The 26507-nt window shown below is 38.0% G+C and carries 22 protein-coding genes; 7 read left to right on the top strand and 15 right to left on the bottom strand.

The window, feature by feature from the left end:
* Nucleotides 1-265: 265 nt before the first annotated feature.
* Nucleotides 266-1675 carry an amino acid permease gene (locus F1560_RS08280; protein WP_149474163.1) on the top strand — a complete coding sequence of 470 codons (1410 nt, stop codon included), beginning with the start codon at nt 266-268 and terminating at the stop codon, nt 1673-1675.
* Between the two features lie 274 nt (nt 1676-1949).
* Here F1560_RS08280 and F1560_RS08275 read toward each other — a convergent pair whose 3' ends face one another.
* From F1560_RS08275 to F1560_RS08240, 8 genes are all read right to left on the bottom strand, one after another.
* Nucleotides 1950-3617 (bottom strand): alpha amylase family protein, encoded by a 1668-nt coding sequence (locus F1560_RS08275; protein WP_149474162.1) that lies wholly within the window; start codon nt 3615-3617, stop codon nt 1950-1952.
* A 178-nt stretch (nt 3618-3795) separates the two neighbouring features.
* A complete protein-coding gene (locus F1560_RS08270; RefSeq protein ID WP_187773667.1) occupies nt 3796-4509 on the bottom strand; it encodes an alpha/beta hydrolase in 714 nt (237 codons plus the stop codon).
* Between the two features lie 21 nt (nt 4510-4530).
* On the bottom strand, nt 4531-6102 hold the full coding sequence (locus tag F1560_RS08265; RefSeq protein ID WP_149474160.1) for an FAD-dependent oxidoreductase: 1572 nt from the start codon (nt 6100-6102) through the stop codon (nt 4531-4533).
* A 38-nt stretch (nt 6103-6140) separates the two neighbouring features.
* Entirely contained in the window at nt 6141-7661 is a 1521-nt protein-coding gene (locus F1560_RS08260) for a DUF4127 family protein (protein WP_149474159.1), read from the bottom strand.
* A gap of 15 nt (nt 7662-7676) precedes the next feature.
* The gene (locus tag F1560_RS08255; protein ID WP_149474158.1) at nt 7677-9344 is read right to left on the bottom strand and encodes an ROK family protein; all 1668 of its coding nucleotides are present in this window, start codon (nt 9342-9344) and stop codon (nt 7677-7679) included.
* Between the two features lie 61 nt (nt 9345-9405).
* The gene (locus F1560_RS08250) at nt 9406-10230 is read right to left on the bottom strand and encodes a carbohydrate ABC transporter permease (protein WP_246811917.1); all 825 of its coding nucleotides are present in this window, start codon (nt 10228-10230) and stop codon (nt 9406-9408) included.
* A 17-nt stretch (nt 10231-10247) separates the two neighbouring features.
* Nucleotides 10248-11150: a carbohydrate ABC transporter permease gene (locus tag F1560_RS08245; RefSeq protein ID WP_149474157.1), complete on the bottom strand. Its 903-nt coding sequence runs from the start codon at nt 11148-11150 to the stop codon at nt 10248-10250.
* A gap of 63 nt (nt 11151-11213) precedes the next feature.
* Nucleotides 11214-12536 (bottom strand): ABC transporter substrate-binding protein, encoded by a 1323-nt coding sequence (locus tag F1560_RS08240; RefSeq protein WP_187773666.1) that lies wholly within the window; start codon nt 12534-12536, stop codon nt 11214-11216.
* Between the two features lie 329 nt (nt 12537-12865).
* On the opposite strand from F1560_RS08240, the gene F1560_RS22100 reads away from it, so the two are divergent.
* Nucleotides 12866-13033 (top strand): hypothetical protein, encoded by a 168-nt coding sequence (locus F1560_RS22100; RefSeq protein WP_187773665.1) that lies wholly within the window; start codon nt 12866-12868, stop codon nt 13031-13033.
* 170 nt (nt 13034-13203) lie between these two features.
* Here the strand turns inward: F1560_RS22100 and F1560_RS08235 are convergent, their stop codons facing one another.
* The gene (locus F1560_RS08235; RefSeq protein WP_149474155.1) at nt 13204-14103 is read right to left on the bottom strand and encodes a glycine betaine ABC transporter substrate-binding protein; all 900 of its coding nucleotides are present in this window, start codon (nt 14101-14103) and stop codon (nt 13204-13206) included.
* A 378-nt stretch (nt 14104-14481) separates the two neighbouring features.
* Here F1560_RS08235 and F1560_RS08230 point away from each other — a divergent pair, with 378 nt between their 5' ends.
* Nucleotides 14482-15102 (top strand): restriction endonuclease, encoded by a 621-nt coding sequence (locus F1560_RS08230; RefSeq protein WP_149474154.1) that lies wholly within the window; start codon nt 14482-14484, stop codon nt 15100-15102.
* 217 nt (nt 15103-15319) lie between these two features.
* On the opposite strand, the gene F1560_RS08225 is transcribed toward F1560_RS08230, so the two are convergent.
* The 6 genes from F1560_RS08225 to F1560_RS08200 all read right to left on the bottom strand — a co-directional run bounded on the left by F1560_RS08225 (nt 15320) and on the right by F1560_RS08200 (nt 22599).
* Entirely contained in the window at nt 15320-16822 is a 1503-nt protein-coding gene (locus tag F1560_RS08225) for an alanine/glycine:cation symporter family protein (protein WP_149474153.1), read from the bottom strand.
* Nucleotides 16823-16979: 157 nt separating this feature from the next.
* On the bottom strand, nt 16980-18482 hold the full coding sequence (locus F1560_RS08220) for an aldehyde dehydrogenase family protein (protein ID WP_149474152.1): 1503 nt from the start codon (nt 18480-18482) through the stop codon (nt 16980-16982).
* A gap of 22 nt (nt 18483-18504) precedes the next feature.
* Nucleotides 18505-19398 carry a 4-hydroxy-tetrahydrodipicolinate synthase gene (gene dapA / locus F1560_RS08215; RefSeq protein ID WP_149474151.1) on the bottom strand — a complete coding sequence of 298 codons (894 nt, stop codon included), beginning with the start codon at nt 19396-19398 and terminating at the stop codon, nt 18505-18507.
* Nucleotides 19399-19426: 28 nt separating this feature from the next.
* On the bottom strand, nt 19427-20383 hold the full coding sequence (locus tag F1560_RS08210) for a proline racemase family protein (RefSeq protein ID WP_149474150.1): 957 nt from the start codon (nt 20381-20383) through the stop codon (nt 19427-19429).
* On the bottom strand, nt 20380-21417 hold the full coding sequence (locus F1560_RS08205) for a proline racemase family protein (protein WP_149474149.1): 1038 nt from the start codon (nt 21415-21417) through the stop codon (nt 20380-20382). Before F1560_RS08205 ends, F1560_RS08210 begins: the two co-directional genes overlap by 4 nt.
* On the bottom strand, nt 21418-22599 hold the full coding sequence (locus F1560_RS08200) for an NAD(P)/FAD-dependent oxidoreductase (RefSeq protein ID WP_149474148.1): 1182 nt from the start codon (nt 22597-22599) through the stop codon (nt 21418-21420). It lies immediately after the preceding gene.
* Between the two features lie 159 nt (nt 22600-22758).
* Here F1560_RS08200 and F1560_RS08195 point away from each other — a divergent pair, with 159 nt between their 5' ends.
* The 4 genes from F1560_RS08195 (at nt 22759) to F1560_RS08180 (ending at nt 26362) form a co-directional block, all read left to right on the top strand.
* Nucleotides 22759-24471 (top strand): sigma-54 interaction domain-containing protein, encoded by a 1713-nt coding sequence (locus F1560_RS08195; RefSeq protein ID WP_245347556.1) that lies wholly within the window; start codon nt 22759-22761, stop codon nt 24469-24471.
* 70 nt (nt 24472-24541) lie between these two features.
* On the top strand, nt 24542-24814 hold the full coding sequence (locus tag F1560_RS08190) for a (2Fe-2S)-binding protein (protein ID WP_245347557.1): 273 nt from the start codon (nt 24542-24544) through the stop codon (nt 24812-24814).
* Nucleotides 24811-25149 (top strand): (2Fe-2S)-binding protein, encoded by a 339-nt coding sequence (locus tag F1560_RS08185; RefSeq protein WP_149474147.1) that lies wholly within the window; start codon nt 24811-24813, stop codon nt 25147-25149. The genes F1560_RS08190 and F1560_RS08185 overlap by 4 nt, the downstream gene beginning before the upstream one ends.
* Nucleotides 25142-26362, top strand: coding sequence for an NAD(P)/FAD-dependent oxidoreductase (locus F1560_RS08180; RefSeq protein ID WP_187773664.1), 1221 nt, complete (start codon nt 25142-25144; stop codon nt 26360-26362). The genes F1560_RS08185 and F1560_RS08180 overlap by 8 nt, the downstream gene beginning before the upstream one ends.
* Nucleotides 26363-26507: the final 145 nt, after the last annotated feature.

Here is a 26507-nt window from a genome sequence, read left to right as displayed (position 1 = left end):
AGTAACATTAGGGGCAATGTCCCTTTCCCCCATAAATGAGGGTACCGTAGATGGTCCTTGAATCAGGATTTACAGGCAGTTCCCCCCTATTGGTCCATGTTTACATTTAGTATATTTTTATTTCTTACCCTCTTACAGTTTGTCTATCGTCATTTTATCAAAATTTATATATAATTAACGTAAATATTTTCAATTTAAATCCACATAATGTAAGCGCTTAAACGTTAAAAAGATGGATTATTGTAAATTTCAAGGAGGAAATTAAATGAGTAATCAGCAAGGCGAGCTAAAATCAGATTTAAAAATCCGACACATTAGTATGATCTCTATTGCTGGGGTAATTGGGGCAGGATTATTTATAGGTAGTGGTGCTGTTATTAATTCCTCTGGTCCTGGAGCAATCATTTCATATGCACTTGCAGGATTAATTGTTGTACTCGTTATGAGGATGCTTGGTGAAATGGCAGCGGCCTACCCAACAAGTGGCTCATTTTCTACTTATGCAAGCGAAGCCATTGGGCCATGGGCTGGTTTTACAATTGGATGGTTATATTGGTTCTTTTGGGTTGTTGTTATTGCAATTGAAGCAATTGCTGGCGCAGCTATTATGAACTACTGGATTCCTGACTTTCCACTTTGGTTAATGGCACTAATATTAACCGTTCTACTTACTATTACAAATCTATTTTCCGTTAAGTCATTTGGAGAATTTGAGTACTGGTTTGCACTTATTAAAGTTGTAAGTATTGGATTATTCCTTGTACTTGGGCTCTCTGTTATATTTGGCTGGTATCCTGGAGTCAGCGCCCCGGGAACGTCAAATCTATTCAGTAATGGCGGATTTTTACCAACTGGTTTTAGCGCGGTTTTAATGGGAATAGTCGTCGTAATTTTTTCTTTCATGGGAACTGAAATTGTTGCGATTGCAGCAGGAGAATCGGAGCACCCAGCGAAATCTGTACGTATCGCCACAAATAGTGTCATTTGGAGAATCCTCATTTTCTATATTGGTTCTATTGCACTCGTAGTTACGTTATTACCATGGAACTCGGCTAATATACTAGTCAGTCCATTTGTCGCAGTTCTCGATTATGTAGGTATACCAGCTGCTGCCCAAATCATGAACTTTGTTGTATTAACTGCCGTACTCTCTTGCTTAAACTCAGCATTATATGCCAACTCTCGTATGTTATATGGAATGGCAAAGAAAGGTGAAGCGCCGAAAGCATTCTTAAAATTGAGCAAAAATGGCGTACCTGCAAGAGCGATTCTATTCAGTACACTTTTTTCATATATTGCAGTTATCTTTAGTTACATTTCACCTGACAAACTCTTTTTATTTCTTGTAAACTCTTCAGGTGCTGTTGCCCTTTTCGTTTATCTAGTGATTGCCTTCTCACATTTACGAATGCGGAAAAAACTCGAACTTGAAAATCCGGATGCACTACAAATTAAAATGTGGCTGTTTCCTTATCTCACCTATGCGACAATTATTTGCATCGCAGGAATCTATATCGCAATGTTCTTCATGGAATCCTTGCGATTACAGGCGATACTTACTTTATTAATTGTAGGTATAACGATTGCGTCCTATTTCTTGTTTGCAAGAAAGAAGGAAAATGCAGCAGATTTGTCTGATAGCATAGCACCAACCACATCACGAACTGTTCGGTAGTATGGATTAAGTGTCTTTTATAGGAGCTATTCCCAATGAGTCTGATTTGAGTTGTTGGGAATAGCTATTTGTACTTTTACTTCCATCTCTTATTAAAAACAAATAAACTTAAGACCTACAGAAGATATTTATCAAAAAAACCTATGTTAAAAGGTAGAGAATAGTAATACATAAATATTTTAAACCTCAATCAGCGGAATTCAAAACGAAACATTCCACCAATTGAGGTTTTCTCTTTTCTCCAGGTGCTACATTAATCTAACTATTTCCTTCATTACTTATCCGCACGAATCATTTTCAATAACCCAGGAATCTGATGCGGTGCTTTCGTATCATTAGCAAACTCTTCTTCTATAATATCCCACCAACCATACATTTCTAGATATACTAAGTCGAATAACATTATGCCATGCGTGTTATCTTCTAAAGTTCGGATTGCTTTTCGGAATTGTTCCGGATCTCCTTCATATTGTTGAAGATAGAGGGAACCATATACTGGTGCAGCATAATCTACTACTTCCATTACTAGCTGTGCAGACCCTTCGACACTATACCAATACGGTAAGCCGGAAGCATCCGATTCTTCAATACTTACATCATAATAGTAATTACCGGTCATGAGAAAGTCGAGATATTCAGCATAACCCGTTTTATGGTAGTCCTCGCTAGCCCAATCATACTCTGGCTTGTAATCTTTACTCGCCCAGTTTACACCTTCATTATAGTAGAGTGGATACCAAGAACCAACATAGGTGGTAAACAATAAATCATCGTCATAGGAAAGAATGAGATCTTCTGCATCTTTGAAGAAAGATTGGATATTATGTGCACGGAATTCGATCCATTCTTTATACAACGGTCCTTCAACGATTGTCTGCTCTGTTCCATCTAACTGGATTTCATAGATATCTTCTGGCCAATTAGACACTTCCGCACCAATATATTCTTCAAATTTATCACGACTTAAATCACTAAAGTCAGCATGTTCATTTGAATATCTTGCTCTATCAAGCACAATACCGTCTAAATCATAGTTTGTGATTAGCTCTTCTATAATACTCAATTCATAGTTACGGACATCTTCACGGACTGGATTCACAAAAACGGAAAAAGATGGATATTCTGAAGCTGGAATAATCCTCGTTTCAGACTCTTCATATGCAACAGTATCACCAACCTGCAGATTTTCCAATACCCAATTTCTTGCTTCTCCATGTGCAGATAACACGACACCATTTTCCGGGATTTCTAAAGCCTCTCCATTCGTCGCAACTCTATCTTCGATTTGAGTGATTACGCCATCAACAACTTGAACTTCAACTCCCCAGCGATTGGAAGGAGAAACATCATATTCATCAGGTGTAAATAAAATGATTTGGTTCTCTCCTCTTTCTGTATTCACCCCATCCAATGGCAATGTCACTCCATTTTTTGCTTCTACGATTTGTACGGCCGTATAGAAATGGGATTGCCATTCTGGATTATCGAAAGCTGGACCATCTTTATACGTGTTGTTTCCTTCTGAGAAAACATTGATATTCGCTAAAACTTCCAAACCGTACTTATCTGCTTCATCAAGAACTGTTTCCAGTAAATCATAACCAGCTGGAAAATCGCCATAATCGGGAATCTCAGCTGTACTCATATGTGGCGCAATGTCACTATCATAGCCAACAAAACCAGTATAATTCTTCACATCTAAAACAATGGTGTCGATATTCGCATTCGCTGTTTTTTCCACAATATTTGCTACCTTTTCAGGTGTATCTAGGTTGTGAATGTTTGCGGATAAATCATACCAAAGCACACGCCCTTTAATATTTTCATTTTTCACAAGATTAGAAAGGACCTTCTCAAGGCCTTTCCCAGGTGCTGCTTGAATTGGGGTTGCTAACGTCAAAAACAAAACAATAGTCAGTAACATACTAAACCATCTTCTCATTTTCTTTGCCTCCAAAAATTTATTAGCAACCTATTACTTTGATGGAATTTTTCTATTTATTTATTTATCTCTAATCAAACGTACAAAACAAGCGAATACATCACCTCCTTAAAGATGTAAATAGTTTGAAGTTCGAGCTAAGCGTGAAATCATACCAGACCAAACTTCAATAAACTAACTAAGAAGTAAAAAGGAAAAACTCTAACGCGTCTACTAAATCCAACTTCCAAAAACTCCATTCATGTTTCTCTTCCTGCTCGGAATATACAATTCGTGCACCTTTTTTTACTAACATTTCGTGTAATTCCCGGTTTCGAGTTAAAATATATAAGTTTTCATTTGTAATTAACGAAACATATTCGTCTTCGTATTTTCCAACGGTTTGATAAACGCGCCATTGCACTTGTTTCAATTGTTCTACCATTACAATATCCTTTGGGGAAACAGCTGCCGATTGTAACAAGAGGTGTGTCCATGTCTCTGGATTCATTCTTGCAATATGTAACGATATATTTGCCGCTAATGAATCCCCTAGAAGACCGCGACGGACTATTTTCCTACCGATCACTAATTCCACTTCTGGCAAAAATTCTTCTGTCATAAAGGTGATGTACGCGTTAAAATCTTTCCCCTCATGATGGTAGGCGTTCCATCTGTCCATTGAATTCCCTGGGTGCACAAGTACAAAAACTAACTTCCTAGCTATCTCTGGTTGTTTTTCCATTAAAATTTGGAATGCATTCCCTATTTCTCCAAGTTCTAAATAATCTTTCCCGTCCTGAACATATAGTAGATAAGCTTCCTCTGTTACCTCGTCTGCTGTTAAAACGTAGTATTCATAGTCCTGTTTCAAAATACTGCTATGAAAGGTTTTCTTCGTTCGATTCAACAACGTATTAATATCCTTTCTTTTTTAGAATTCCATCTCATCTGGCCAATGTAGATCGATACCTTTTTCTACTAACAACTGCTGATAAGCTTGTAAATGCTTCGAGTTTTGTCTAACTTCCTTTGGTTCAACCTCATTTGCAATGGCGTATGCGGCTAAATATCCGACTGCTTCTCCAATATTCCATTCAGTAGGGTGGAGCCTGTAACATCCATTGGTGATTTGGGTGGTTCCAATATTTTTACATGCCGGTAATAGATTTGTTACGCGCAACGGAATCAATGCACCAATCGGGATTTCGTATGGGTGGCTAGGAATATAAAACGTGCGATTTGAGACAGTCGTATGGTGTAAATCAAGGTGATAGCTTCCTACGCCAACACTATCCGGATAGGTGCGAATGCCTTCTCTTAACTCTTTACTTACGTCATTCTCTGTTATCGTATATTGCGCCTTTATTCTACGCGACTCACGAATATAAGGATATTTAGCAAGTCCATCTTCTGTCCCTACAACATCCTTACGTAATCGTAAACCTGGATAACCCTTCCCGCCATCCAATCTTGGTGCCTCGGTTTGCAACCAATATAATAGAGACAGGCTTAGCTGCTTTGCGCCTTTTAGATGCGTTTCTCGCTCTTCTTCCGTAACATCAATAATTGAACCTAAAAAATAATCATTTTGCGGCCAATTTATCAGTGACACATCACCGTCATATATTGAATCTATTAGGTGCGTAACGTCTAGCACCCTTCGATACGTAAAAAGAGCTGGAATATCCTGTTCGTTAGGAAACAACGTGAACTTCTTCATCGTACTTGTATCCAAAGAATTAACGGCATACCAACTAAGCAATGGCCATTTCGAATAACTTGGGATATACTGCTTCCAAAAGTCATATTGTTCAGGTTTTTCAATGATAAAATTTCTGTTTTTAATATAGTCGACTGCAAACACATGTGTAATAGCCTGTACATCTTTCGAATCTGCTTGTAAAGGTGCATGTGGCTCTCCCGTTTCCTTCTGGGACTCAGCACCAATCACATATTCTACCTCTGCAAGCGGGAGGACGTCGCCGCACTCCGTAGCATCTAAAAAGTAGCTTCCAGTAAGTTCTATTAACTCTCCCTTTACATGATTTCGAATAACTATAGATTCAATTTTGTCTCTACTTGTTTGAGCATCGATAGGTTTATGATTTAACAGGATACGTATTTTCCCACTGTTTACATAAGGAGCTAGCATATCCTGAAGTACCTGTAAGGCAACTTTTGGTTCATGTGAAAGGCGACTAACCCATGCATTACCGGGATTCAATCGTTCTTCCTTCATCGCCTTTTCGGTTAAGGCATAGTTCTGTTTATAATAAGCTCGTACACGATTTCTAAAAGCACGATAAGTAGCGGTACAACCGAACTCCTCAATCCAAGGATGCTCATCAGGAGGAACCGCTTGACTTGTCAATTGTCCGCCGACCCAATCGGTTTCCTCCGTTAAAATAACGGATAACCCCATTTTTGCTACCGACAATGCAGCGATGCATCCACCAAGACTTCCTCCGACAACAATGACTTCTGCCGCTTCCTTTTTCATCATGTCAACTCCTTTCTATAACTAAACGATTGACTCGGAAATTAAGTAGTTTTCGTTTCCAGTTCTATACCACATTCAAACATCCGGTTCCACGGTGCATACGTTTTTAGCATTTCAATTTTCAATCCCTTAAAGCTATTCATCAATAAATCGTTATAACGTCTCCACAAACGCTTATTTCGTTCCTCATTTACAAGGTTTGCTTTATCTTTTAAATCAAAATACGATAAATGATGTGCGGCAAGAAAATCCGCTAGCATTTCCATACGAATTTCGGCTTGATAAAAATAATCATCTAACAAATGATAAATTAAGTTTTGTTGGATTACAGTTTGGTCGCCCCCCATCCCAATGACTCCTTGGGCAATCGTTGTACCAAGCGTATTACAATTTGTATTCCATCCTTTATAAGAAAGTAATTTATCTAAAATTCCAGATTCATCTAACAGTGTAATAAGCTGAGAATCACCACCATTTGCATATGCAGAATCTGCTACAACCACTTTTTTGCCTTCCTTTACATAAGAAGCAATCTGATCCACGAAATGTAATAAATTTCGAAAGCTAGAATACGTTATATCCTTCTTACCTTGGTCCCAAGCTTCTTGCATCACGCGACCTGGTGTATTATAAGCGAGAATTATATCGGCTTCTTCAGCTTGATCAACCAGCTGACAACCACTGGCTAAAACATGTGCCTTAAGACTCTCAGCAAAAGGGCGATCCTCATACATTGGAATAATCTGAGGACCTAATATGCTACTCCAAATTGGATAAATCCTTGGCCGTTTCTGATGATAGGTATTATAAATTCGTGTGAGTAGAGTTGCACCGACCTCATCTGCACCGGGATAAATATGAACGTTATGATAAAGCCTAAGCTGTTCACGTTTTGCTACGACAATAGCTTGATCCCTTGCCGTGTAACCATATTCCGCACTATCATCCTGTGGAATAGCTAGAAAGCTAATAACGCCATCTTTAACTAAGTCCAACATAGATTGGTTAATTTGTAGGTTAAAGCTTCGGCGATTTTCATAATCCTCCACATATTGCTTTGGGAGTTTTTGCTGTATTGCTATAAGTTCAGCCGTTTCGTCATCCGTTAATCCACTAACATTTTGTTTGTCTTCCAAATAAGCATGTAGGAAAATTTCTCTTCCCCACTCCTCATAATAGGTCGGTTCTTCATCACTAGAGCTATACTTAGGAGTGCGCATAATCATATTAGACGCATAGATAGGTAATGCTGGATACTGTTGATGGAAATTTCGTAACCTTTCTACCCATTTCTCAACGGCTCCCTCCGACAAATAATGAATACGAGACGGGAGTAAACCACCATAGACAAGCATATCGATACTAAGAATAATCGCATCTATCTCGGGAGCTACACGCTGTATCCATTGCCACATCCCATCTGTATCGGCAGGTTGTTTTTTAAATCCAAACAGTGTCTTCGGGGGTAACAATAAATCAATATCCTTCGCTGTGGCTGCGATTCGTTCTACAACATGCGTATTACAAGGTCGTTCGTCAATTGGAGTATAGATGATTCTCATTTACACACCTCTTCCTTACATCACTTGCGTCTTTTTCAATGGTTGTATTTCTTTTAAAAAAGTATCAAGTAAATAGAATAAGGATACTTCACGAATCGAATGACTAACTTTTCCCACATCATTGCCAGAAGGGATAAAAAACGTAATATCCGTTCTTTCTGTTATCGGTGAATCCTGCTGACTAGTTATTCCAATCGTGGTTGCATTGCACTTCCTAGCAGCTTCAAGCATTTTTAGTACATTTGAGTTAAATCCTGAAATACTTAATCCTACTACTAAGCAGTGCTGATCCAGTAAGTGAACAGAGCGATCCATTTGATAGCGATTCGAAAAAACGTCAACAGGTATGTGAAGTTCCATCATTTTATACTTGAGTTGATTCATCACATATTCCTTTTCCTCAGATCCGTATAAAATAATGCGTTTCGCGAGTCTAAGTTGCGACCCAATTTCTGCAAAATCAACTGATTGGTTTAACGTATCGATTTTATTCAGGATGTTAATATAGTCTTCTTTAATTTCTACTAGACTAGAATTCTCTGTTTTATCGTGAAGCCTTGTTCCAATCGTTGCTTCTTTTGCCATCATACGCAGCTGATTGTAGGAACCAATTTCAAGCTTCTTGCAAAATCTCGTAATCATCGATTCGGAAACATTGATTTTGTCGGCCATGTGAGAAATGGTATGATTAGGTACGTCGCTTAAATTCATCGTTACATATTTTGCGATAGTCGCTTCGCCTTTGGTTAATTTATGTTTATTTGATTCAATCATCGTCGTAATCCGATTGAAAGGTTGCAAAGATTCTTGAAGTAGGAAATGCCGTAATGCACCAACCATTCCTGCATCATTTAAATTCCCTGCAATTTCAATTTTCGTTTTATCTAGTAGTGCAGGGATAAGATCCTTCTCTAATTGCTTCATAATAAGCGGATAAAGATATTCCTTTTGATTGGTGATTCCACCACCAATCACAATCATTTCTGGATTCATCATATAGGCAATCGTTGCAATTCCCTTTGATAAGTAATACACAAGCTGATTAATTTCTCTTATGCAAACCTCATCTCCATTCAATGCTAATTCAAATATATCCTTTCCATTAAGCTTATCCTCAGGAAAGCCTTTTTGCTTTGCCACATTTTTTACGAGGGTTCTTGTTGAAGCAAGTTCTTCAAATTGACTTCCTTCAATTGGAATATAACCAATCTCCCCACCACTAAAGCTATGGCCACTGTGCAGCTTATTGTCGATAATATAACTCCCGCCAATCCCTGTTCCAATTGTGAGGCAGAACAAGCTTTTAACATCTTTTCCTTTTCCAATCCAAGATTCTGCTAATCCCACACAGTTCACATCATTCTCCACTTCTACCTGTAATTGAAAATAGGTTTCCAATTCTTTTTTGATTTGCATACCGGTATACGTTGGAATGAGGGAAGAGGCATATAGTATTTCCCCTTTTTTAGAATCCACCTGGCCAGCCGTGCTAATGCAGATTCCAGTAATAGGATAAGATTGAAGCAGTTCATCTCCAATCTTTTTCACTTTATCGATCACTGCTGATCCCCCTAAATCTGCTTCTGTAGGGACTTCATTTTTATAAATAATACTGCCATTCTCTTTGAGAACACTGTATTTGATTAACGTACCACCTATGTCAAATGCGATAAAATCTCTCATTGTACCTCTCCTTACAAACTCGGATCACGTTATAGTGACCTGGCCAAATTTTATTGTGCGCTTACCCCTTAACTGCTCCATCTGTTTGTCCGGAAATAAAGTATTTCTGCAACCAAATAAAGATGAGTAGACTAGGTATCGTAGTTAAGATGGAAGCAGCACTTATTAGTTTTAAATTTCCCCCATCAAAGTTTTGTGACATTTGCGCTAACGCAATTGATAATGTATACATGCTGCTTTCTGTTGTGTTGATGAGTGGCCATAAATAATCTCCCCATGTAAAGGTAAACGTATAGATGGCTAATGAAATTAGGGTTGGTTTCACAAGTGGCATAGCAACTTTCCACCATACTTGAAATCGATTAGCACCGTCCAGATAAGCAGACTCCTCCAATTCTTTAGGAACAGTCAAGAATGCTTGACGCATAAAATAAATACCAAATGCAGTTGAAATCTGTAGCACAGCTAAACCTACATAACTGTTTCGCAACCCAAGCTCACCTGCGATCTGAAATAGAGGTGCCATATATAATTGGAAGGGAACGGTCATCGTAGAGATGATAAGCGTAAGGACAATACTTCTTCCTTTAAAATTCATTCGTGCAAGTGCATACCCAGCCATACTACTGAATAATAAGTTAAACGGTACTGCAATCCCAGTTACAATGACAGTGTTTAAAAGGTAGCGTAAGAAATCCGTCTTATAAAAGGCATCGACAAAATTTGCAAACGTTGGATTAGCAGGTAATAATCCATCATAAATTCCTTGTGTTGCGGGTTTTAACGCAATAAATAATGTATATAAAAACGGACCAACCGTTACGACACAAATTGCAAGCATGACAATATATAGGATAATTTTCTTTGTTTGTGCCTTTGCTTTCACTTTCTTTCAGCTCCTTTTTAAGCCTTTAAATCATCTTCACGACCACTTGTTAGCTTCATTTGAATGAGCGATCCGATAATGGCTAACAGCAATAATACTAGCCCAGCAGCAGAAGCAATCGAAACATCCAAATTCATAAACTTATCATAAATATACATAACAAGCGTAGTAGTAGCCCCAGCTGGCCCTCCATTTGTTGTCAGAGCTATTTCTTCAAAGACTTTCAATCCGTTAATAATAGTTAGAACAGAAACCAATGTCATGGAAGGAACCATCATCGGTACCGTAATCTTAAAGAATTGTTGTATGCCATTCGCACCATCAATACTAGCTGATTCGTACACTTGTTTTGGAATAGATTGTAGATTTGCTAGATACATAATCATGTAGTAACCAAGCCCTTTCCAAACGGTAATAAATGCGACCGCGATAAGTGCAGTTGTTGTATTCGTTAAAAAATTCATTGGAGAATCGATAATCCCTAGTGTTACCAAAAAGTTAGATACCGTACCATCCTGGGAATAAAGCATTTTCCACATTAATGCGGCTACAACAATCGGCGTTACAACAGGTAAATAATAAAGCACCCGAAAAGCCCCAACAGCGCGTATTTTTTGATTAACTAGAACAGCTAAAATCATAGGAAGAAATATGTTTAATGGAAGAACAATGGCAACATATAAGATTGTGTTCACAAATGCCATCCAAAACATTTCGTCTGAGAATATCTCTTTAAAATTAGCAAAACCTACAAATTCACTTGTATCTGCAATAATCTTATAATCTAGAAAACTCCATTGAAACGCCTCTATAATTGGTATTGCTAAAAACGTTACTAGAATCACAATTGATGGAAGTAAGAATAACCAAGGTGTAATAGCTGCTGTTAGACTCTTTTTGGAGAAAGGATGTCTACTCATTCGTATCCCTCCTGAATTTAGAGACTAGCAAAAGGTTGCTAGTCTCTTCAATTTTGTAATGTATTAGAATGTTGGTGTTAAACCAGCTTTTTCAAAGGATGCATCCCATTTTTCTGAGATTTCCTGTAAGGCTTCTTCAGGAGTTATATCACCCTGGATATTTTTCACAAATGCCATTTTAACAATTTCATAAAGCTCAGAAGAATTTTCTACCGGTGGAACTAACACCTTCGAACGTTCAAGAGAAGTCGAGGCTTCTAACATCCCCAACGCTTTGGGAGAATCTCCTGGGTTCGTAAAATATTCATCTTCCAATGATTCTGTTGTCGAAGGAAGTACCGTTCCAGCAACTTTTGAAAACTCTAATTGATTTTCTGCATTCGTAACAAATTCCGCCAATGCAACTGCCGCATCTGGGTTATCTGTTTTCGATGGAATAGAGAAATTCATAACAGCTACGTTCATTGGTGCATCTAAGTCATTTAATGGTTGACCAGCTTTTGATGCGTCATATACATCTGGTGCACCGGATTCAATTGGTCCCAAGAAGGTTACGCCACTTTCAAGGAGGGATAAATTATTAGCCATAAATAGTTCTTGTGCCGTAGAGAAAGATCCTTCCGCATTTTCCTGTGGCATAATGCCTTCCTCATACATTTTTTGTGTTAGCGTAAAGAACTTAAGAATCTCTTCATTTTCAGTTAATAACGTTTTTCCTTCTTCTACAATCGGTTCGCCATTCGCTATGGAAATCATCTTTTCGATTACCGTGTCACCTTGGTTGATGATTTGATAGTAAGAAGGCTTGCCTGTTGCATCTGTAATAGCCTTCGCTGTATCATAAATCTCCTGTGTGGTTTGAGGTGTTTCGGTAATTCCAGCTTGTTCAAAATGGTCATTATTGTACCAGCTAACCGTAGTTGTTAAATACCAAGGTAAGGCATATAAGTCTTCTTCAAAATAACCTGCCTCAAAAGGTCCTTCTAAATAAGCATTTTGGACTTCTTCACTTACTAAGTCATTCAACTCTAGAAGCCCACCTTGAGCAGCAATATTAATCATATAACGTGGCGCTAGGTTCACAACGTCCGGAACATCATTACCAGTTAGTGAAGTAAGTACTTTTTGTTCAATTTCATTTTGTGGAATATCTTCTATGATGACATCAACTCCTGGATGCATTTCTTCAAATGCTGCTTCTAAATCAGCAAAATAACTATCAAATGGCTCCCCCGCCAAAGAAGCAGTCCACATGGTCACTTCTCCTGAAAGTTCTCCTGATGATCCAGCATCTGATGTAGCATTTCCTTCATCCTCACTACTACAAGCCATTAAACCAACTAAAAGTAAAGCAGTAACTAATGTAAATGAAAGTTTCTTTTTCATTCTTTTTTCCTCCCTTTTAATTATGAAAACGGAAATTACCTCTCTATGAAACCGCTTCCTTAAATTCATTTTAATTGTTTGATAATTATATAGCAAGTCTTTTTAGAAATAAATTTCATTTATTATTATTATTTAGAAATTATTTTTAAAGATAGAATCAATCTCACTTAATGCATCAAGAGAGGATATCCATAAACAACTTACCAACCCGACAAAATAAATCTAATCTAAAGGTTTTCGTCATCTTGAGAAATGAAGTGTACCCAAATTTCTATATACATAACTCAACACTTTCAGGGAATAACACTACTAACTAAGGAGGGATATTTATGAAGAAAAAACCAACGAAAACAGAAGAAGCAAATATAAAGTTAAACAAAGCTTTTTATGGAGAAGAACAAAAGGAGCAAAATTTCGATACGCTGATAAACAATAATAATATTGCTTTAGTTCTTAACGACAGTACAAATGACGATAAAGATAATGAGGATATGTGAATTACATCATTAGCATAATGTTAGTAATCGGCTGGATTACATTTTAAAATAAAAACTAAAATTAGCGCAATTTCACTGAAACAAAACCACCTCAAACTACGATCTTTCCCGTAGTTTGAGGTGGTTCAAATTTTGCAGTTTCCCGAAAATGTACTACTAAACTTCATGTTTTATTTTGTTGGCAAGTCTTCAATACTGTCAATTTCCATATATTCTGGTACTACAAATCCTTGTTGAGCGCCTTCCAGACTTGGCCCTAAGTCAACAATTTCATCTTGATATTGCTCCGCATAGGAAGCCGCACCTACAGGAAGCCAGGCGATTAACATTCCATCTACTTCCCCTACAGAAAGACTTTCAAATGCGATTCCCATATCAAGTGGGGTTAGTTCCACCGTATAGCCCAATTCCTCAAGCACGAGGGCAACCACATTTGTTGAGGATAGTTCTGTATCCCAGTTAACATAGGCCAGCTCAATTGTTTCATTTTCAACTGGCTCAATGCCTTCTGTCCAAGCATCAACTTTGTCACGGTTATCTTGAATCCACTCTTCAGCTGCTTCTCGTGGTTCAACGTCCTCATTCTGCCCAAATTTCGCCATCACTTCATTCATGTCGGGAACTTCCCAATAAAAGTTGTCCAAAAGCTTGTATGCTGATGGATGCTCGTCTTCAAGACCTTGGCGGACCATTGTATGAATATTTTCCGATTCACCCAGTGTTCCTTGTGGGTCCTCTAAGAACTTCAAATCATATTCACTAAACATCCAGTGTGGTTGCCAAAGGGTAACAACAATTGGTTCTTCATTTTCAATCGCACGCTGCAATTCCGTAATCATCGCCGGTTCTGTACTTGGTAATAGATCCAGGTCCAAGTTGTATGCTTCAACTGTTTCCTCTGCGATGTTCATGGTGCCTGATCCTGGTTCAATCCCGACAATTTCTGAAATGTCAGCTGCTGCATTATCTTCTTCTGAATTATTATTGTCAGTGTCTCCCTGACAAGCTGCTAATATCAATAGAATACTTATGCTTATGAAAGCAATGCCTTTCTTTACTATCGAGCTCATAATTTTATGAGAACTCCTTTCCAAACATTTATTTAATTTTTTTCGAACGACATTAAGTAATCATAAAATAGAACAATTTTTATAGCAAAGCTCTTAAATTGCGATTCTCAGCCAATTTAAGGGATCAGGTTAGCTTACAAGGATTATGGTCGTAAATGGTTAAATTTCTGACCGTGTTTGAATATTTTAAAATTGATGTGTTATTTATTTACCTACTAAAAAATTTAGTGAAATTTCAATCTGTATATTCAAAAGCAAAGGCTGATGAATAAAACTCCTCAATAGAAAGTAAGGGAAATAGCGTATTTTATGTTTCTACATGTAAGTAGATATATGGATGATATTGGATATACTAGCTAAAAAGATGAGGTGAATTCTTTGGCTAGAAGAAGAGTTACAAAGAGTAACATGCTGTTTTATTTCGTATTCTTTTTAAGTTTATTTCTATTTGCCGTGATATATCAGTTTATAATATGGTTGTCTAGTTTATCGCTAATTAGTTGGTTGTTAGTCGGAATTATAATTATTGGTGTAATTTTTATTAGAAGGAAACAAAAACAAAAAAAGGAAATTAGAGAAAAAGAAGAACGTTGTAGAGATTTACGTAGACAAGGGGGTTTAAAGGAGTTAAGAAAGATGCCTCACAGACAATTTGAGTATTATGTTTGTAATTTATTTCGACTAATTGGATATGATGCACATGTTACTCCTCCAACTGGAGATGGTGGAAAGGACATAATGATTTATGAGGATAACTGTTTTGCTATTGCTGAATGTATACGTTATAGTATTACAAATAAAGTAACCCGGCCAGATATTCAAAAGTTTCATAGTGCAATTATTGATTGTAAGGCTGAAAAAGGGTATTTTATTACAACTGGAGAATTTACTCTGCAAGCAAAAAACTATGTTTTAGATAAACCGATTATTTTAGTTAATGGTGAAAAGTTGATAGAAATGATAGAAGATTCTACAACTAATATAAATCGTTTGATGTAGTTGAGCACCTAGGAGCGAATCAATACGTTTAACTATGGGCTCTGATTCCAATCAGATTTTAAACTGTCAACAAAAGTAAAACTAGTTTTTCCAAGTCGTAAAAGTATATGAATTTAAACCTAACAACCTTCTGGTTGTTAGGTAGCATTGCATCTAGTTCAGTAGTTAAGAGGAAAAGCTAGTAAAGCTATCACCACCCTCGGTAAGACTTTTACCCTTAAAAATGTATCTTCTTCTCTGATTCCAACTGCTTTTCTTCAATTTCCTTCTTCCCTTTTAAATTACTCTCTTTCACTTTCTCTTCCCAAAAATCAGCACCTTTAATACCTAGTTTAATAGGGTCAAAGACTGGGTCAATACCTGCTTTTTTCTGTTTCTCATAGTCTTTAAAGACTTTTAAAGCTGTTTTCGTTAAGAGTAAAATTGCCACTAAGTTAAGCCAAGCCATACTTCCGAAACCAAAGTCACCAAGTGCCCATAATAGAGATGCGTTTTCTACACTTCCAAAGTAGATCATTCCTAAGAAAAGAATCATTAAGCCTACTTTTAAGCCTTTTAAATTTCTCTTTCTACCGAGGTAAACGAGTGTTGTTTCAGATATATAGTAGTATGCCATCAGAGTCGTAAAGGCGAAGAAAAAGATAGCAATCGCAACAAACAAACCACCAAATCCAGGGATAACACTTTCAACAGCAGCCTGTGTCCACATTGGTCCAGCTTCAACACCTGATATGTTTTCAACAATCGGCTGCTGCCCTTCTGGTGTAACGCTGTACATGCCTGTGATTAGAATCATAAGTGCTGTTGCTGTACAAACAATGATGGTATCAATATAGACGGAAAATCCTTGAACTAGACCTTGTTTGGCTGGATGGGAGACATGTGCTGCGGCTGAACTATAGGTTCCTTCTCCGACACCAGCAACATTAGAGAATATGGCTCGCTTAACGCCCCATGCAATTGCTGCACCAATAATTCCGCCAAACATTTCATTGGCACCAAATGCACTTGAAATAATCAGCCAAAGCATTGCTGGAATTTCTGTTGCATTTGCAAATAGAAGAACGAACGTGATAACCACATACCCTAAAGCCATAAAAGGGACAACTTTTTCTGAAACAGTAGCAATGCGCTTAACGCCGCCAAAAATAACAACACCAAGTAATGCAACAAGAACAATGCCAGTGATGCTTTTATTAAGACCAATTGTGTTTTCGAATCCAACAGCAATTGTGTTGGCCTGAATACCTGGAACTAAAATTCCGTAACAAAGGGTAACAACAATAGCAACAAGCACCCCGAACCATTTCATATTTAGGCCTTTTTCAATAAAATAAGGCGTTCCTCCTCGGTACTGATTACCTTCTTTTACTTTATAAACCTGAGCAAGAGTGGATTCAATAAAAGCACTTGCACCTCCTAATAAAGCCATAACCCACATCCAGAAAACTGCTCCCGGACCACCAAATGCAATCGCAGTGGCAACCCCAGCAATATTTCCAATACCGACCCGGCCGGCTAACGCCATAGAAAACGCCTGAAAAGAGGTCACACCCGATTCGGGATTACCTTTTTCAAAAAGAAGCTTAATCATTTCCTTAAAATATCTAACTTGTACAAAACGCGTCAAAATGGAAAAGAACAATCCTGCTCCAAGTGCAAACGCTACCAATCCAAGACTCCAAACCATACCCGACGCTTTATTCACCAATTCCTCCATCTTACCCCTCCTCTTTAGGCTTCAACTAAATATTTCAACTCTATATTTCTTCCATAATATTTATAATTTCTGTATATAAAGAGGGGGTGGAACGAGACGTATGACTGACCCACTGCACCGCCTCCATCCGATTATTCACAAGGACTATCCTAGTTCCTTACAGTAAGTTATCCTGCTTGATGTTAACAAATACACTTTTCACTTCCGTATAGTTTTGTAACCCGTACTCTCCACCCATTTCTCGGCCGATTCCTGATTGTTTGTAGCCGCCAAAAGACATTGTTTCCCATTCAAGACCAAAATCATTAATCCAAACTGTACCTGATTGAAGCTTCCCAGAAATATAGTGAGCTTTTTTGATATTTTCTGTCCAAACACTTGCAGCTAAGCCGTAATCACTATCATTTGCACGCTTAATAACTTCTTCAATCGTATCAAAAACGAAAACGGACATGACTGGACCAAATATTTCTTCACGGGCAATTACCATATGATCTTCTACATCAGCAAATATGGTTGGCTGTACAAAGTATCCTTTTTTAAAAGCTTTCTCGCCACCTGCCACAAGAAGTGCCCCTTCTTTTTTGCCTTGTTCAATATAGTTAAGAACCGTTTGATGCTGTTTAGCTGAAACGAGTGGGCCCATTTCCGTTTCAGGGTTCATTCCATCACCTAGCTTCAGTCTTTTTGCCCGCTCTGCCAATTCTTCTACAACACGGTCATAAATGTTTCGCTGTACAAATACACGCGTACAAGCACTGCAGTTTTGCCCATGATTGTACATTGTTCCGTTAAAAGCCCCTTCAATTGCTTCCTCAAGATTGGCATCATCTAAAATAATCGCTGGCGACTTTCCACCAAGTTCGAGCGTAATACCTTTAATTTGGTCTGCAGCTTTTTTCATGATTTCTTTTCCGACAGCTGTTGAACCAGTGAATGCTACTTTATTAACAGCTTTATGTGTGATGATGGCTTCCCCAGCAATTCTTCCTGTTCCAGGAACAATATTCACAACACCATCTGGAAATCCAGCTTCTTTAAACAGTTCTCCAACATAGAGAAGAGATAAGGGTGTTTCAGTTGCTGGTTTAATAACAACCGTACAGCCAACAGCAAGTGCAGAGCCGAGCTTCCACGCTGCCATGGCAAGCGGGAAGTTCCAGGGAATAATTTGCCCTACAACACCAACAGGCTCGTGTACAGTATAGGTTACATAATCCTTTGAAATCTGGGTTGTCTTACCAAATAATTTCGTCGCCCATCCGGCATAATATCTAAAATGCTGGATACTTCCATCTATATCATCTGACAAGGCAACTTTATATGGCTTCCCATTATCCAACGATTCTAGCTGGGCAAGTTCTTCACGGTTTTCTTCTAAGAGATCCGCAAATTTGTAGATTAGATGGGAGCGTTCAGCTGCATCCATTTTTGTCCACTCACCTTCATCAAATGCCCTTCTTGCAGCAGAGATTGCAACGTTAATGTCTTCCTCTTGCGCTTCACTAACTTCTGCGATGATCTCCTCATTTGCAGGATTAACAACATCAAACGTTTTTCCATTAATTGCTGGCACATACTCCCCATTGATATATAATCCTTTTATTCCTTTCAAAAATTCTTGTACTTTCGGTTTCAAATTATAGTTTGTCGCTTGCATGGTCTCGCTCCTTCACTAATTTTTAGTTATTTACTGTTTCTAAATTTGCCAGTAATTCCTTTAGCTTCTCATCTTCCTCAGGAGATAGACCTAAACGAGGAAAACGTGCAGGACCCCCAGCATTACCGGTTAATTCCATCGCTCTCTTCACGATTTGCACATACTTTCCTGATCCTTCAAGGAACGTACAAAGCGGTAAAATTCGATCATTGATTGCCCATGCTTCTTCAAACTCACCGTTTTGGAAATGGTTATACATGTCTGTAACAAGCTTTGGCACGATATTTCCTGCAACAGAAATCCACCCGGTTGCTCCAACGAAGTAAGACTCCATTACAAGTTCTTCAGCGCCACAAAATACTTCAAAATCCCCCTTGCCTTTTCGCGCAAGATCTCTTACCTTGCCAATTTCACCGCTTGATTCCTTAATTAGACGAACATTTTCACATTCTTTACCAATCCGAAGCATTAGATCTGTGCTCATATTTACACCAGAAGTAAATGGATTGTTATAGAGCATAATTGGTAGATTCGTAACACTCGATACTTCTTTAAAATGATGGTAGATTTCATTTTCTTTTGGTTTCATATAGTAAGGGGGAATGATTAGCGCACCAGCAGCTTCATGGGCTTCAGCCTGCTTTGTATATTCAATTGTTTCCTTTGTTGTTTCAGCAGCAGTACCAACAATAACAGGAATACGACCACTTACTTCCTCCATAACTGTTGCTACCATTTGGAATTTCTCTTCTTTTGATAGACTGACAAATTCACCCGTACTCCCGTTGATTACGATACCTGCTACACCCTGATCCACGAAGTAATTCACATTATTCTTTACTCCATCCCAATCGATTTTTTGTTCCTGCGTCATTGGCGTAATTAATACTGGATAAGCTCCTCTGATTGTAGTCATTCTATTTTCCTCCTGTTTAATTCATTTTTTATTGTAATAAAAATCCTTCAGATAATGGATCTGTCGGATCTAAAACATATGTCTGTATACCCGTAATAAATCCGCGGGCTGAAAAACTAAAACTGTAATCGCATTCATTTTTTGCAATAAGCTCTCCTGAAAGTTTGGCATTATATATGCTTTCATTTTCAATTTGTCTACCTGAAAACATATCGCCATTTTCTAATAAGTAAGTACTGCTGGCAGCTAGAGTACCAAATCCTGGAGAGCGTACAATATAACAATCCGGACGGAATGTTACTGTTTTGATTCTTCCTCTACTTTTTTGAGAATGATCTAGTAAAATGATTCGGCTAAAAGCATGGCTTTCCTCTCCTAAGGCTTCCAATGCCTTTTTCCCCCATTGGTTAATTTCAGGAAGGTTCTCTATCTCCATATCAAAAGGTAGCTCCGCTTTATCAAAAATCGCATAGAGATGGTCGGCTTGAACAAAAGTAACCTCTGTCTGTAAATCTAAATAAGAGATTGGAACCTGTTTTTTTACAACCTTGCATAGACCGCTTTTTAATGCAACAGCTTTCACTTCTTCGTCTTTTAAAATAGCCCTAGCCGTAACAACACCGCTCACGGTTTCAATGTTATATTCAGCTGAAGGTTTTGCTTTTAACTGACCAGACTCCAGCAAGGCAGTTAAGACAGCAACAATTCCACCATATTGCATTGGAACAGTTCCGGTATGATCAAAAAAGACAACAGCTACATCTATACCACTTTTAAAAGGCGGAACGACCAAACAACCATTCAATCCAGCAAATCCACGAGGCTCATTTAAAAGTAGTTTCATTTCTTGCTCATAGATATTTGGAAACTGCTCATTCAGCTCCTGCAAACTTTGATAATAATCAAATGGTGCATCTTTCATAATTCGGTAAGCTTCGCCTGCTACATGTACATCGGTTGTTGTATACGACGTTTTAATCTTCATGTTATATCCTCCATTTCATGTTCCATTGGGGGAATGAGCAAAAATCCTTCTTTCAGTGGGTCTTCCTCATTATAAAAGAACCGATGCATACCCATTAACCAAGCTGAACCCGTTACCTCTGGAATAACAGCTCCTACATTCTTTACAGTAGTTGTATTTAAAATTCTCGCTTTAAATAAAGAACCAACAATACTCTCATGCACAAACAATTCATTTTCTTCTATTTCATTTTTACTATACATAACTGCTAGTTTTGCAGAAGTACCTGTTCCGCATGGGGATCGATCAATCCCACCAGGAGGAACAACTACAGTGTTCTTCACATCTGCTTCTGAATGAACTGGATCTGTGTAAAATTCAATATGTGTTAATCCTTGAATAAATGGAAATTCAGGATGAACAATCTCCTCAGCAGCATTAATGGTATTGCGTATAGTGATTGCTTTTTCAATAATCGTGGATGCATTTTCTTTCGTCAGTTCAATCCCTATTTTTCTAGCATCGATAATGCCATAGAAATTGCCCCCGTAAGCAATATCACATTCCACTTCTCCAATTCCTTCTACATCCATTTTGATGGTCTTTAATAGAAAGGAAGGAACATTGGAAAAAGTTACTTCCTCTGCTTTGCCATTAGTCACTTTAATGGTGACTTTAATTAAGCCAGCTGGAGTATCTAATTTAAGATAGGTATATGGCTCAGAAACCTCAACCAAACCTGCCTCAATTAATGCAGTACAGCAGCCAATCGTATCATGACCACACATTGGAAGATATCCGCCCGTTTCGATATAAATGACCCCAAAGTCCGCCTCAGGATGGCACGGTTCTACAAGCAGAGCACCTGACATTACCTCATGCCCTCTAGGCTCATTCATTAAAAACTTTCGAATCCAATCGTAATGTTTATCCATATAAAGCATTTTTTCTGACATCGTATTTCCCTTAATCGGTGGAAGTCCACTAATAACGGTCCGTGTTGGATTTCCACCAGTATGTGTATCAATTGTTGAAAATAGGCGCTGAAACTTCATCTATTGAACCACCCTTTCTTTAAATCGATCATGGCGTAGCGGTTGAACTGGTATACAGGTTTGTTTCTCTGATAACATTTCTTCGATAAGTTTTCCTGTCACAGCCGCCAAGCTAATTCCATCTCCTTCATGCCCAGCTGCAATATAAAAGCCAGGAACTTGTTCTACATGTGAAATTATCGGAAGATGGTCCTCTGTCCACGGTCGTAAACCAGCATAAGTCCGAATAACTGTCATATCCGCTATCTTCGGATAAAAGCGAACAGCTCTTCTCGCAATATACTTCGTTACTTCATGATTCACCGTCGTATTAAATCCTGAAAATTCCCGGCTACTTCCAATGAGAAAATTTTGGCTTTCAGTTGGTTCAAACACTAGTGCAACTCCATACTTTTCCGTTATGGAATCCACTTCTCTCGTTCCACCAAACTTCGAGATAAGATAGCCAAATTCCATTACCTTTCGCAATCCAACTGGTTGCTGTCTGGAGGCTACAATAAGCTGTCCTTTTCTTGGTTTAATGGGAATAGTCACTTCTAACATTTCTCCAATAAAAGGTGCCCATACCCCACACGCATTCACCACTTTGTTCGCTGTAAATGTGCCATTCGTTGTTTCAATAGAAAATTGGCCAGATGGATCTTTGGCTACATTAGTTACCTCTGTCTTCGTATGTACCCTTGCTCCAGATTTTTGAGCACGATGAAACATAGAAAAGGTAAGCATATATGGATTTACTGTCGAATCAGTCTTACATTCCAATCCACCAAATAAATCATCCGCAAAATACTTTGATTCATTTTTTAAATCAGACCGATCAAGCATCCGAAAATCCAATCCAGCATCCTTTTGTTGTTTTACCCATTTACTTGCTGCTTCCATTTCTTCATCATTCTCACAAACCAAAATACTCCCTGGGTTACGATACTCAAATGGTACCTCTAACTCCTTACTTAACTCATGTACCAATTGCTGGCTTTTTAAAGACATCTGACTATCAAAGCCTGGGTCCTTGTCTATAGCCAAAATGTTTCCATCACACCTTGAAGATGTTCCACTAGCTAGCTCATTCTTTTCTAACACCGTTATCTCCAATCCTGCTTTTGCTCCATAATAGGCTATAGCTGCCCCGATAATTCCCCCACCAATAACTACAATGTCACGATGCTTTGGATTTCCCATCTTTAATACCTCCTTTCTAGACTCTGCTACAAAATATTATGCAAAAAACATGCCAACAATATTTATTCTATTTTCGTAACATATATTGTTTTCTGAATATGTTAATGTAAAATTATTTATAAGACTGTAAAACTTTTTATACACAAGGAGGTTGCTTAAATGAATTTTGAAAAAAATTTTAAATTAGCTATGAAACGGGATTTTTTAATCATTACGGATATAAAAGAAGATGAGAAAGAGCTTAGAAGTTTACTTCAAACCAATAAACCAAAAAAACTCCTTTTTAAAAATCAAGAAAAAGTGTACTTAATTGAATTGGTTCCCGATACAGACCACCTAAACTACTATCCGTGCAAAGAGGTTTCAGCAGATATCCATGTAAACGAAGCAATCAAATTGTTAGAAAAACATCAATTCATTGTCCTGAAAGAGAAGAAAAACTACATAGGATATCTCAGTACATTTGATTTATTTACATTGCTTAGAAACGAGTACAAACAATTAAATGCTTATTACCAAGCTATTTTAGAAACAATGGATGGTTCATGTACCGTTATTGATGCGAATCAGAATGTACTCGTTTGGACAAAAGGGGCAGAGAAGCTATTTTCTGTAAAACAAAAAGATATCATTGGAAAACCAATTACAAACTTCTTCAATCCTGAACGGCTCGAACTGCTAAACACCTTAAAAAGCGGTGATTCCCTCCAGCACAAACAGCATAAAGCAAGAGAAGATCTTGTCGTGTTAATCAACTCCAATCCTGTTTATTTAGAAGACCAAATAATTGGTGCGGTCGTCTCTGAGATAGATATAACAAGCCAAATACGATTAAATAATGAATTAAACAATGCATCAGAAAAACTATTTGAACTTGAAAGAGAAGCTAATCGATTCGTACCTGAAGATCCATTTAAACTTATTCGCGGTAACAGTAGAACACTTAAGAAAACAACTTCCATGGCTGAGAAGGCAGCAAGTACGTCTACAAACATATTAATTCATGGAGAAAGCGGAGTAGGAAAGGAACTTTTTGCCAAAGCAATTCATACTATTCGCGAAGGCAATAAAGCTCCTTTTATTGCCATCAACTGTGGCGCCATTCCTTCCTCTCTATTTGAAAGTGAAATGTTTGGCTATGAAAAAGGTGCTTTCTCTGGAGCGGACAATAAAGGGAAAAAAGGGAAAGTCGAACTAGCACAAGGTGGAACCTTATTTCTAGATGAAATTGGAGAAATGCCTTTAGAAATGCAAGTAAAACTTTTACGATTACTTCAAGAAAAGAAATTCTATGCGGTTGGTGGAACGAAAGAGAAAACAGTCGATTTTAGAGTGATTGCTGCAACAAATCGTATCTTAAAGGATTTAGTTGAGGAAGGAAAATTTCGCGAAGACCTTTATTATCGATTAAATGTGGTAAGTCTTGAAATTCCACCGTTACGCAAGCGACCAGAAGATATTATTGAATTAACACATTACTTTCTATATGAAATATCCATTAAATATAACAGGCCGATTTATGGTATTTCACAGGAAGTGATGCAGGCCCTGTTAAACCATGAATGGCAAGGTAATATCAGGGAGCTAAAAAATGTCATCGAGCGCTTAATTGTTTTCTCAGAAGATGGTCAGGTTAAATTAGAGCATTTACCTTTTGAAATAGATGGATTGGCAGTTAAAAACAATTCGATGACATCTATTTACGAAAATGACTCTCGTCCATTAGCTGACAGACTTCAAGAAGTGGAACGGAAAATACTTCTACATGAACTCGATAATGAAAGCGGAAACAAGAATGCCGTTGCTAGAAAGTTGCAAATCACCAGAGCTACACTTTATAACCGTTTAAATAAACTTGGAATAAAAAATTGAATCCCCTCTCTTTTAAAAGTTGGCACGATTATTGCAGGGTTATCATTAAGAAAAAGATGAGGTGATTCAATTGGCAGAATGTGAAATGATTATTTGCAGATGTGAAGAAGTAACATATCAAGAATTATTAGATACAGCAATAACCTATAACTGTTCGGCAAGAGAATTAAAGCTTAGGACACGTGCAGGAATGGGGTATTGCGGCGGAAGGACGTGTCGAAGCATGGTGGACCAAGTTGCAAAGCAAGTCGGAAGTGAGCAAAGTAAGAAAAGTATATCCTTAAAATATCAAGCCCCAATTAGGCCTGTTAATTTTGTGGATTTAGGTGGTGAAGGAAAATGAAATTGCGCGTCACCAACCACCCAATACTTGGAAATCCAGAAAAGAAAAAAGCAGTTACCTTCACCTTTAATGATAAACAATACACAGGCTATGAAGACGAATCTTTAGCTGCTGCACTGTTAGCAAATGAAATTCGCACTCTTCGCCATCATGAGGAAAGTGGTTCTCCGCGGGGAATCTATTGTAACATCGGTCATTGCTTTGAATGCAGAGTAAGTATAAACGGCAAGCAAGGAGTTCGTGCCTGCCTTACCCCATTAAAAGAGAATATGATCGTGGAAAGCCATGGCAAACTCCCAACACCAGTAAGGGATTGGAGGTCATCTGATGAATAATGTCATTATTATTGGTTCTGGTCCTGCCGGATTAACAGCCGCTATTACATGTGCTCAAAAGGGATTAGAAGTATATGTTATCGATGAGTACATGAAACCAGGTGGTCGTTTGCTAGGTCAATTATATGAACAGCCAGATGGTACTTGGTGGAACGGGATCAATGAATCCAACAAATTATTTCAACAGGCTGTAGATCTGGGTATTCAATTCTACTTAGAAACAGCGGTCTTTAATATTGAAAAGAAAGATAATCGATGGAAGGTTTACACAGACAAAGAAACCTTTCAAACAACTAATCTATTACTAGCAACAGGAGCTGCTGAGGCTCCAGTACCAATCCCCGGCTGGACATTACCTGGAGTTATGTCTGTTGGAGCAGCACAGGTAATGACGAATGTACACCGTGTGAAACCTGGAAACCGCGGAATTATTATTGGTATTAATGTTCTATCATCGGCTATTGCCATGGAATTAAAACTCGCAGGGGTAGATATTGCTTGTCTTGCCTTACCGAAAAACAATCAAATTACTCATGAATCTGCACATCCCAAGAAGGTATTAGATTCATTACTTCACGTTGCTCATATGGCCCCTTCCTCTTTTGTAAAATTAGGAAGCAAATTAATGAAAAATAATTTCATGAAAGAGTTAGGTGTTACATTTTTTCCTAGAAATGGTGTGAAAATGTGGGACATTCCCATTCAACTAAAAAAAGCTGTTATTGAAATTTACGGAGAGCAGGAAGTAGCAGGAGTAACAATCGCTTCGATTAGCAGTAAAGGCGAGGTTATAGAAGGAAGTGAAGAAAACATTGCTGTTGACTTTGTCTGTATTGCTGGCGGTCTTTATCCATTAGGAGAACTAGCAGCACTAACTGGATGTCCTTTTCATTATATCGAGGAACTCGGTGGATATGTACCATTACATAATGAGCAAATGGAGACACCAGTGGAAGGTTTATTTGTCGCTGGTAATATTACAGGGATAGAAGGAGCGAAAGTTGCCGCTGCACAAGGTCGAGTTGCTGGGTTATCCATCGCTGAGCGCACTGGTCAGCATCAATTAGAGGAAGAGTTAAAAGATGCTATTAAACAAGTAGCAGATACGAGAAAGAATGCTTATATTCAGTTTCATCCAGAGGTTGAAAGCGGGAGAAGGACGGTCCAGATGGAGTGGGAGGAATATTGGTCTAAAAGAGAACAAATAATTTAAAGGTATGGAATGAAATTAATTACAACGAAGGAAAATGTAATCACTCATTTTCACTATACAAAGGGGCGGGATCTATATAGAAAGAACCATCCAGTTCATAAATGAAGTATGTTGATGATAAGTTTCAGCATTTCTATATATTCTC

This window comes from Oceanobacillus polygoni, from assembly GCF_008304605.1.
Lineage (GTDB): Bacteria > Bacillota > Bacilli > Bacillales > Amphibacillaceae > Oceanobacillus > Oceanobacillus polygoni.
Note: the sequence above shows the minus strand (reverse complement) of the source record. Positions and strands in the feature narration are given on the sequence as shown.

What these genes read in the sequence shown, in the direction of transcription:
- F1560_RS08220 (WP_149474152.1), bottom strand. Translation starts at nt 18,482, where the DNA reads ATGCAAGCGACAAACTATAATTTGAAACCGAAAGTACAAGAATTTTTG.
- F1560_RS08275 (WP_149474162.1), bottom strand. Translation starts at nt 3,617, where the DNA reads ATGAGAAGATGGTTTAGTATGTTACTGACTATTGTTTTGTTTTTGACG.
- F1560_RS08195 (WP_245347556.1), top strand. Translation starts at nt 22,759, where the DNA reads ATGAATTTTGAAAAAAATTTTAAATTAGCTATGAAACGGGATTTTTTA.
- F1560_RS08210 (WP_149474150.1), bottom strand. Translation starts at nt 20,383, where the DNA reads ATGAAGATTAAAACGTCGTATACAACAACCGATGTACATGTAGCAGGC.
- F1560_RS22100 (WP_187773665.1), top strand. Translation starts at nt 12,866, where the DNA reads ATGAAGAAAAAACCAACGAAAACAGAAGAAGCAAATATAAAGTTAAAC.
- F1560_RS08280 (WP_149474163.1), top strand. Translation starts at nt 266, where the DNA reads ATGAGTAATCAGCAAGGCGAGCTAAAATCAGATTTAAAAATCCGACAC.
- F1560_RS08200 (WP_149474148.1), bottom strand. Translation starts at nt 22,599, where the DNA reads ATGGGAAATCCAAAGCATCGTGACATTGTAGTTATTGGTGGGGGAATT.
- F1560_RS08180 (WP_187773664.1), top strand. Translation starts at nt 25,142, where the DNA reads ATGAATAATGTCATTATTATTGGTTCTGGTCCTGCCGGATTAACAGCC.
- dapA (WP_149474151.1), bottom strand. Translation starts at nt 19,398, where the DNA reads ATGACTACAATCAGAGGAGCTTATCCAGTATTAATTACGCCAATGACG.
- F1560_RS08255 (WP_149474158.1), bottom strand. Translation starts at nt 9,344, where the DNA reads ATGAGAGATTTTATCGCATTTGACATAGGTGGTACGTTAATCAAATAC.
- F1560_RS08185 (WP_149474147.1), top strand. Translation starts at nt 24,811, where the DNA reads ATGAAATTGCGCGTCACCAACCACCCAATACTTGGAAATCCAGAAAAG.
- F1560_RS08245 (WP_149474157.1), bottom strand. Translation starts at nt 11,150, where the DNA reads ATGAGTAGACATCCTTTCTCCAAAAAGAGTCTAACAGCAGCTATTACA.
- F1560_RS08265 (WP_149474160.1), bottom strand. Translation starts at nt 6,102, where the DNA reads ATGATGAAAAAGGAAGCGGCAGAAGTCATTGTTGTCGGAGGAAGTCTT.
- F1560_RS08205 (WP_149474149.1), bottom strand. Translation starts at nt 21,417, where the DNA reads ATGAAGTTTCAGCGCCTATTTTCAACAATTGATACACATACTGGTGGA.
- F1560_RS08260 (WP_149474159.1), bottom strand. Translation starts at nt 7,661, where the DNA reads ATGAGAATCATCTATACTCCAATTGACGAACGACCTTGTAATACGCAT.
- F1560_RS08240 (WP_187773666.1), bottom strand. Translation starts at nt 12,536, where the DNA reads ATGAAAAAGAAACTTTCATTTACATTAGTTACTGCTTTACTTTTAGTT.
- F1560_RS08225 (WP_149474153.1), bottom strand. Translation starts at nt 16,822, where the DNA reads ATGGAGGAATTGGTGAATAAAGCGTCGGGTATGGTTTGGAGTCTTGGA.
- F1560_RS08235 (WP_149474155.1), bottom strand. Translation starts at nt 14,103, where the DNA reads ATGAGCTCGATAGTAAAGAAAGGCATTGCTTTCATAAGCATAAGTATT.